Genomic DNA, 8,588 nt, shown 5'->3' on the forward strand with positions numbered 1-8,588 from the left:
CGGGCGGCACGAAGCCGGGCGGCACGACGCCGGGCGGCACGAAGTCCGGCGGGCGGAGCCGTACCGCCGGGGTCCTCGCCCGTCTCACGGGACGGCTCTCCGGGCGGAGCGCGGGAGGACGGAGCCGCTGATCTCCAGGGGCGGGACGGAGAACGCCGGCGGAGCGACGGCGTCGGCCACGCGGCAGGACGCACCGGAACACGCGACCAGGGCGTCGAGCCGGCGCTCGAACCCGATGATCACCGAGCGGGGCACCCTCCCGGCCAGGTTGCGCAACTGGTAGGGGTCGGAGGCCAGATCGTAGAGCTGGTGCTCACCGGTCGCGTAGCGGACGAAGGTGTGCCGGGCGGTGCGCATCGCCTGGTAGGCCGGGATCCGCGCCGGAGCCGAGGGCTTCGCCTTCCCCTGCCGGTGGAACTCGACCAGCACGTTGCGCCGCCAGCCCGGCGGGGTCCGGCCGTGCAGGAGGGGAAGCAGGGAGCGGCCCTCGACGAAGCGGGGCAGCCGGGCGCCGGCGAGGGCGGCGAAGGTCGGGGCGAGGTCCACGGTGGAGGCGACCTCGGTGACGGTGCGGCCGGGCTGGATCCCCGGTCCCCGGACGAACATCGGCACCTTGATGCTCTCGTCGAACGGGGTCGTCTTGCCCTGTCCGAGCCGGTGCTGGCCCAGGTGGAACCCGTTGTCGGAACCGAAGAACAGGTAGGTGTCGTCCAGCTTCCCGGCGGCGCGCAGGCTCTGGACCAGCGACCCGACCATGTCGTCCACTCCGAGCATGGCCCGCAGCCGGTCGCGGTAGATCTCGTCGGTCCGCTCGATCCGCTCCGGGGTCAACCGCTTGCGCGAGCGCAGCCACAGGGGCTCGGCGGCGACGTTCTCCTGGTCGAAGGAGGGCGGGCGCGGGGCCGTGTAGCCGGTGAAGGCGTCGCGGTGCCGGGGCGCGTGGTTGGCCGGCAGGTGCGGGGCGACCGGCGCGAGGTAGAGGAAGAAGGGTTCGTCCCCGCGGGAGACGAACGCGTTCGCCTTCGCGCTGAGCACGTCAGTCAGATAGTCCTCGGGCGCCGAGCCGTACGCCTTGAGCCTGCCGTTCTCGTTCAGCGTGTAGCCGTACTCGTTGTACAGCCCGCGCACCGGCACGTGCCAGTCGTCCCAGCCCCGGGGCACGTGGGTGGCGGGGGCGGGGCCCGGATAGTGGTTGAGGTACTTGCCCATCAGGCCGGTCCGGTAGCCGGCGTTCTTCATCCAGACCCCCATTGTGGAACGTTCCAGATGTTTCTTATAGAACCTCCCGAACCCTCCCTTGGGGGCGGTGTTGGTCAGCACGCCGTGGCTGTGCACGTACTGGGAGCGGAGGATGGACGCGCGGGACGGGCAGCACCAGGAGTTGGGCACGAAGAACCGGTTGAAACCGGCACCCGACCGGACGAACTCGTTCCAGATATTCGGAAATTTCTCCAGGTCTCCCATCCCCAGGTCGTCGACCAGGATCAGCACGACATTGGGGCGCCGGGGCGTCTCCGCCGCGGCAGGAACCGCGATCGGAACCGTAGCCGAAACCAGGATGAGCAGGGGAAAGAGACATAAAGCCTTACGGGCAGCGTTCAGCACAGTGTCACGCTTCCCCAAAGCCCCGATCTCGACACCGGGCCTTTCGCAAAGTGAAATAGAACGCGTTCCACCATGACGGCGCACCCGGACGAGAGGCCCGACCATGAGCACCGACCTGAAGCTCGGCCTGAACCTCGGCTACTGGCAGCGCGGCCCCGCCGACGCCACCGGGCTCGTCCTGGCCGCCGAACGGCTGGGCTACGACTCCGTGTGGACCGCCGAGGCCTACGGCAGCGACGCCTTCACCCCGCTGGCCTGGTACGGCGCGCGCACCTCGCGCATCAAGCTGGGCACCTCGGTCGCCCAGATCGCCGCCCGGACCCCCGCGGCCACCGCGATGACCGCGATGACGCTGGACCACCTCACCGGCGGCCGGCTGCTGCTCGGCATCGGCGCGTCCGGTCCCCAGGTCGTCGAGGGCTGGTACGGCGTGCCGTTCGCCCGACCGCTCGCCCGCACCCGCGAGTACGCCGAGATCATGCGCCGGATCTGGCGCAGGGAGGGGCCGGTGACCTCAGACGGCGAGCACTACCCGCTCCCGCTGCCCGCGCAGAGCCGCCCGGGGGTCACCGGGCTGGGCAAGCCGCTGAAGCTCATCACCCGCCCCCTGCGCCCGGACATCCCCCTCTACCTCGGCGCGGAGGGCCCGAAGAACGTCGCCCTCGCCGCGGAGATCGCCGACGGCTGGCTCCCGCTCTTCGCGTTCCCGGAGAAGATCGAGCAGATGTACGGGCCGTCGCTGGCCGCCGCCGGACCGGACTTCGACATCGCGGCCATGGTCCTGACGCTGGTCACCGACGACGTCCGGGCGGCCCTCGACGGGGTCAAGACGATGCTCACCCTGTACATCGGCGGCATGGGCGCGCGCGACCGCAACTTCCACGCCGACATCATCGGCCGGATGGGCTACGCCGAGGCCGCCGCCGAGGTCCAGGAGCTCTACCTGTCCGGGCGGCGGGACGAGGCGTTCGCGGCCGTCCCGGACGAGCTGGCCGACGGCATCTCCCTGGCCGGCCCGGCCGGGCGCATCCGCGAGCGGCTGGAGGCGTGGCGCAAGAGCCCGGTGACCAGCCTGCTGGTCATGGGGCTCGGCGACGAGCCCTCCCTGCGGACGGTCCGCGACCTGGTCCTGGGCTGACGGCGCCGCCGCCCCGCACCGCGCCCGGGGCCGCGCCGGGCACGGTGCAGGATTCTCCGACCGTCCCGGGGTCAGTCCGGGCGCGGTGCGGGATTCTCCGTGACCGCACCCGGCGTCAGTCCGGGCGCGGTGCGGGATTCTCCGTGACCGCGCGGAGCACCGGGGCGCTCGCGGCCCCGGCGCCGACCACCCCGGCGAAGCCGAGGAGCACGCAGGTGAGCAGGGTGACCAGCCCGCCGGCGTCCAGGCCGGTGATCGCGAACGGGAGCGCGCAGAACAGCCCGACCGCGATGGAGCCGCCGCCCATGACGGCCAGCGGGATGAGCGTCTCGGCGCGGCGGGCCCGGTCCAGGACCTGCAGCGGGGTGCCCGCCAGGCGGAGCAGCGCGTAGGTCTGCCGCCGGTCGAGGACGGAGGAGACGGCGGTGATCCCGGCGCTGACGACGGCGACCAGGAACGAGACCGTGAGCACCACGATCGTCCCGGTGCCGATGTCGCCGATCAGCAGGTGACCGAACCGGTCGTCGTCGGCGGTGGAGGTCGCGCGCCGGCCGGGGACCAGGCCGTCGAGCGCGGTGCGGGCCCGGTCGACCAGCGCCGCGTCCACCCGGGCGCCCGTCCGGGCGTCCACCCGGGCATCCACCTTCCCCGCATCCCCCGCCTTCCGCGATTCCAGCGCCCGGCCGCCGCCGAGCGTGACGACGAGCACCTTCTCCCCGTCCTCGCCGGTGATCTCGGTCCCGGCGCGCACGCCCGCCGCGGTCAGCCGCTCGCGGGCCTCGGCGGCGACCGCGTCCGCCCGGGCCGCGGGGACGGAGACGCGCAGCCGTGCGGCGTCCGCCTCGCCCAGCAGGTCCACCGACGGGTTCAGCAGGACCACGAAGCCCGCCACGAACCCGGTCAGCGCCACCCCGCTCACGGTCCGCCAGACCGCCCGGGGGTCGTCCACCAGCCGCCGCCCGGCCAGCAGCCGGACGGGTCCGCGCGCCGTACCCGCGGTGATCCTGCCGATCAGGCCGACCACCCACGGGCCGGCCAGGTTGATCGAGAGGAAGGCCAGGCCCAGCACCACCGCGATCATCCCGCCGCCGCTGCCGACGCTGAGCGTGGGCACCACGGCCAGTACGGCCAGCAGCACCGCGACCCGGACGAAGCGCATCCCCGGCGGGGTCTCCCGCTTGGCCACGCCCAGCGGGCCGACCACGACCCGGCGCAGGCCGACCACCGCCGACAGGCCCACCAGCAGCGGCACGGCCGCCAGCACGGCGAGCGTGTACGGCACGCCCGGCCACAGGTCGGCGGCGAACCACGAGCCTCCGGCGATCTCGATCCCGGTGAGCGGCGGGATCAGCAGGACGTACAGGAGCGTCCCCGCGACCGCCCCTGCCAGCGCGGTGATCACCGCCTCGGCGGCGGTCATCGCGACCACCTGGCCGGGAGTGGCGCCGACCAGGCGGAGCGAGGCCAGCCGCTGGTCGCGCCGGGCCACGGTGAGCCGGGCCGCCGCGCCCCCGAACACCAGCAGCGGCACGGCCATCAGCACGCTCGCGATCAGCGCCAGCATCCGGTAGCCCTGCGCGTCGGGCGTCGGCTCCCCGGCGAAGTCCGCGATCCGGGTGGGCGCGACCTCGCCCCGCGGCTCGTCGGCCCCCTTCCCGGCCAGGACCGGGGAGTCCGGCGCCCAGCCCCGCACGGCGACCAGTTCGCCGGGATGGACCAGCGCCTCGTCGCCGACCGTCCCGCCGCGCCCGCCCGCGAACCGGTCGGCCAGCTGGTCGGCCGGGAGTTCGCGGGCGAGTTCGGCCAGGGCCGGGGAGAGCCAGACCTCACCCGGCGCGGGGAAGCGGTCCAGCCCCGGAGGCGGGGGCGCTCCCGGCTCCAGCGCGGCCAGTTCCACGACCGTGATCCGCTCGTCGCGCACGTAGTCCACGCGGACGGACTGGACGGCCACCGCCCGCCCCTGCGCCGGGACCGGGTTGCGCCACGCCTCCCGGTCGCCCCGGCCCTCGAAGGCGAGGTTCGCGGAGACCGCGAAGAGCAGCAGCGCGGTGCAGACCGTCACCGCCACCGCGGTCAGGGCCGCGCCCAGCAGTCCCCGGCGGCCGCCCGCGCGCAGCAGCCGCCAGCCGAGTCCCAGCGCCGCCCTCACGCTCCCACCCCGGTCATGATCCGGCCGTCGCGGACCTCGACGGTGCGGTCGCACCAGCGGGCCACCTGCGGGTCGTGGGTGACCACCACCAGCGAGGCGTCGCCGCCCCGGGTCGCCTCCACCAGCAGGCGCATCGTGTCGTGCCCGGTGGTCTGGTCGAGCGCGCCGGTCGGCTCGTCGGCGAACACCACCGCGGGCCTGGTGACCAGGGCGCGGGCGATCGCCACCCGCTGGGCCTGCCCGCCGGACAGCTCACCGGGCCGCCGTTCCTCCATGCCGCCCAGGCCGAGCGGGCCGAACCACTCCCGTGCCCGCCGTACGGCGTCGCGCCGGGAGACACCGCCGAGCATCAGCGGCAGCGCGACGTTCTCGTCGGCCGGGAGCTCGGGCAGGAGCTGGCCGAACTGGAAGACGAACCCGAACCGCGTCCGGCGCAGGGCGCTGCGCTCCCGCTCCCCCATCGTGTCGATGCGCTGCCCGAGCAGGCGCACCTCCCCCTCGTCCGGTTTCATGATCCCGGCCAGGCAGTGCAGCAGGGTCGACTTGCCCGACCCGCTCGGGCCCATGATGGCCACGGCCTCACCGCGGCCGACCGCCAGTCCGACGCCCGCCAGCGCCAGCGCCGGGCCGAACCGCTTGGTCAGGCCGTATCCCTCGAGAACAGCAGAAGTCATGGGAGCACCCTCGCCCGTCCGGGGGCCGCGGCGGATCGGCCGAGCGTGCGATCCGGGGGGCGCGGGATCGGCCGAAAGTCGGACGGACCTGAACGACCCGCCGCGCGGGGCTGGCAGAATCAGCCGGGTGACGATTCGGGTGCTCATCGCCGACGACCAGGAGCTGGTGCGGACCGGCTTCCAGATGATCCTGGACGCCCAGGCCGACATGGAGGTCGTGGCGACCGCCGCGGACGGCGCCGAGGCCGTCGAGCACGCCCGGCGGCTCCGGCCCGACGTGTGCCTGCTCGACATCCGGATGCCCCGGCTGGACGGGCTGGAGGCCACCCGGCTGCTGGCCGGTCCCGGCGTCCCCGACCCGATGCGGGTGGTCATCGTCACCACCTTCGACCTGGACGAGTACGTCTACGGGGCACTGCGGGCGGGCGCGACCGGGTTCCTGCTCAAGGACAGCGGGCCGACGCTGCTGATCGAGGCGATCCGCGCCGCCGCGGCCGGGGACGCGCTGGTCTCCCCCTCGGTGACCGTGCGCCTGCTGGAGCACCTGGCCCGCCCCCGGGCCGGACGTTCCCGGCCGCCGGTCGAGCCGCTGACGGAGCGGGAGCTGGACGTCGTCCGGCTGGTGGCCCGGGGCCGGACCAACCAGGAGGTCGCCGCCGAGCTGTTCGTCTCGCTGTCCACGGTCAAGACGCACCTGGGCAGCATCCAGGGCAAGCTCGGGGCGAGAAACCGTGTGGAGATCGCCGCGTGGGCATGGGAGTCCGGCGTGGTGAGTTGATTGGCCGAGGCTCCGACGGGATAGAAGAGAGGCAAGTCCTTCAGCGCATGCCGGGGGGAGATTCACATGCGCTCTGTCCCGCCGCCCAGCACCGGGCCCGCCGCGGCCGTCCAGGCCGCCCTCGTCCTGCAGGTCTGCGCGGTCACCGCCCTCACCGTGTTCGAGCAGGCCCGCGGCGAGCGGCTGGCCCATGAGATCGCGGCGCTCGGCGGCGACCCGCACGCCCCCGGCGCGCAGGCCCTCGTCGGCCCGGTCACCGTCTTCGCCGTCCTGGTCATCCTGGTGGCCGCCACCACGGCCGCCGCGGGCGTCGCCCACCTCGTCTGGCTGGCGCGGGCCAGGCGCTACGCCGCTGAGATCACCGGCGTCCGCGGTCCCGGCCCTCGCCCGGCGCCCCCTCCGGCTCCTCGGCGGGACCGGTCCTGGCGGGCTGGCTCATCCCGGGGCTCAACCTGGTCGCCCCGCCGGTGCTGGTGGACCGCCTCTGGCGGGCCTCCCGCACACCGGCCGACCACCGCGCCTCCTGGCTGGCGCTGCTCACCGCCTGGTGGCTGAGCTGGCTGGCCGCGCTCGGCCTCCTCCTGCGGCTCTTCCTGTCCCCCGCCCCCGGGGTGGCGGACCTGACCGGCATCGGCCCGGTCGAGCTGGCCGCCGTGACCGTCTCCGCCGTGCTGTGCGGGGCCGTGGTCCGGCGGATCACCAGGATCCAGACGGAGAGCGTCCTGCACCGCGTCCGCACGGCCGGGCCGGTCGACTCGGAGGTCCCGGGGCTGGCCTACCAGGGCTTCTGACGCGCCCGGCGCGGTCCTCCGGCGCGGCCCTCCCCTTTCACCCGCGTATCCCCCGCATCCGCCGGGCGGCAACCGGGCGGCCACATCCCAGGTCTAGCGTGCTCGCGCAAGCTCGCTTAGTTTCGGTGCATAGCGCACGGAAACCCCCCTGGGAGACAGAACGTGATCGCATCCCGAGTCCGCTTCGCAGGTCTGGCCGTACTTCTCCTCGCGGGAGCCGCGGCCTGCGGGGCGGCGCCGGAGACCGCCGCCCCCACCGCCTCCGGCAGCGGTTCCGCCGCCGGGGCGGACGCCCGCACCGCCGTCTCCGCCGCCGACTTCGGCGGGATGGACGGGCTCGTCGCGGCGGCCAAGGAGGAGGGCAGGCTCCACGTCATCGCCCTGCCGCACGACTGGGCCAACTACGGGAAGATCATCGAAGCGTTCAAGGCGAAGTACGGCATCGAGGTCGAGGAGGAGACCCCCGACGCCTCCAGCGCCGACGAGATCAACGCGGTGAAGACCCGCAGGGGGCAGGACCGCGCGCCCGACGTGCTCGACCTCGGCCAGTCCTTCGCGATCAGCGGCGCGGCCGAGGGCCTGTTCGCTCCGTACAAGGTCCAGAGCTGGGACGAGATCCCGGAGAACCAGAAGGAGCCGAGCGGCCTCTGGTTCAACGACTACGGCGGCTACGTGTCGATCGGCTGCGACGCCAAGAAGATCGCCGCGTGCCCGGAGACCTTCGCCGACCTGCTCAAGCCCGAGTACAAGGGCAAGGTCGCGCTGAACGGCAACCCGACCCAGTCGGGCTCGGCGTTCGCGGGCGTCTACGCCGCGGCCCTGGCGAACGGCGGCTCCTTCGACGACATCGGCCCCGGTCTGGAGTTCTTCAAGAAGCTGAAGGCGGCGGGCAACTTCAACCCGGTGGAGACCACCCCGGCCACCATCGAGAAGGGCGAGACCCAGATCAGCATCGACTGGGACTACAACAACGCCGCCTACGGTCCCGCGATGGCGGACAAGGGCATCGACTGGAAAACCGTCGTGCCCACCGACGGCAAGTACTTCCAGCTCTACGCGCAGGCGATCAACAAGGACGCCCCGCATCCGGCGGCCGCCCGGCTGTGGCAGGAGTTCCTCTACAGCCCCGAGGGCCAGAACCTCTACCTCGCCGGCTTCGCCCGGCCGGTGCTGCTGCCCGCGATGCAGGCCGACGGCACCGTCGACAAGGCCGCGGAGGCCAACCTTCCCCCGGTCGAGGGCGAACCGTCCTTCCCGACGGAGGCCCAGGTCGGCAAGGCCAAGGAAACCCTGGCCACCGGCTGGGGCGCGGCGATCTCCGGCTGACCGGTGACGACCGTCGACGCGGACTCCGGCACGGGCTCCGGCACGGACTCCGGCGGGCGCCTCCTCCGCAGAGGCGCGGGCGGTGCGGGCGGGACCGCCCGGAGCGGCGGCCGGGCCAGCCGCCGCG

The 8,588-nt window shown here is 73.9% G+C and carries 8 protein-coding genes; 5 read left to right on the forward strand and 3 right to left on the reverse strand.

Features of this window, described 5'->3' with window-relative positions:
* Positions 1-84 precede the first annotated feature (84 nt).
* Complete coding sequence (locus tag ACWJ6R_RS24450; RefSeq protein WP_449064476.1) at positions 85-1,491, reverse strand: sulfatase family protein; 1,407 nt, start codon at positions 1,489-1,491, stop codon at positions 85-87.
* 217 nt (positions 1,492-1,708) lie between these two features.
* Here ACWJ6R_RS24450 and ACWJ6R_RS24455 point away from each other — a divergent pair, with 217 nt between their 5' ends.
* Complete coding sequence (locus ACWJ6R_RS24455; RefSeq protein ID WP_449064477.1) at positions 1,709-2,743, forward strand: LLM class F420-dependent oxidoreductase; 1,035 nt, start codon at positions 1,709-1,711, stop codon at positions 2,741-2,743.
* Between the two features lie 115 nt (positions 2,744-2,858).
* On the opposite strand, the gene ACWJ6R_RS24460 is transcribed toward ACWJ6R_RS24455, so the two are convergent.
* Positions 2,859-4,892 carry an FtsX-like permease family protein gene (locus ACWJ6R_RS24460; protein ID WP_449064478.1) on the reverse strand — a complete coding sequence of 678 codons (2,034 nt, stop codon included), beginning with the start codon at positions 4,890-4,892 and terminating at the stop codon, positions 2,859-2,861.
* Positions 4,889-5,566: an ABC transporter ATP-binding protein gene (locus tag ACWJ6R_RS24465; protein WP_449064479.1), complete on the reverse strand. Its 678-nt coding sequence runs from the start codon at positions 5,564-5,566 to the stop codon at positions 4,889-4,891. The genes ACWJ6R_RS24460 and ACWJ6R_RS24465 overlap by 4 nt, the downstream gene beginning before the upstream one ends.
* Before the next feature lie 127 nt (positions 5,567-5,693).
* Between ACWJ6R_RS24465 and ACWJ6R_RS24470 the strand changes: the two genes are divergently transcribed.
* The 4 genes from ACWJ6R_RS24470 to ACWJ6R_RS24485 all read left to right on the forward strand — a co-directional run bounded on the left by ACWJ6R_RS24470 (position 5,694) and on the right by ACWJ6R_RS24485 (position 8,461).
* A complete protein-coding gene (locus ACWJ6R_RS24470; protein ID WP_449064480.1) occupies positions 5,694-6,344 on the forward strand; it encodes a response regulator in 651 nt (216 codons plus the stop codon).
* Between the two features lie 66 nt (positions 6,345-6,410).
* On the forward strand, positions 6,411-6,899 hold the full coding sequence (locus ACWJ6R_RS24475; protein WP_449064481.1) for a hypothetical protein: 489 nt from the start codon (positions 6,411-6,413) through the stop codon (positions 6,897-6,899).
* The gene (locus ACWJ6R_RS24480; RefSeq protein WP_449064483.1) at positions 6,782-7,135 is read left to right on the forward strand and encodes a DUF4328 domain-containing protein; all 354 of its coding nucleotides are present in this window, start codon (positions 6,782-6,784) and stop codon (positions 7,133-7,135) included. Before ACWJ6R_RS24475 ends, ACWJ6R_RS24480 begins: the two co-directional genes overlap by 118 nt.
* A 162-nt stretch (positions 7,136-7,297) precedes the next feature.
* Positions 7,298-8,461: an ABC transporter substrate-binding protein gene (locus ACWJ6R_RS24485; protein ID WP_449064482.1), complete on the forward strand. Its 1,164-nt coding sequence runs from the start codon at positions 7,298-7,300 to the stop codon at positions 8,459-8,461.
* Positions 8,462-8,588 lie beyond the last annotated feature (127 nt).

The sequence above is a fragment of the Planomonospora algeriensis genome, assembly GCF_977012225.1.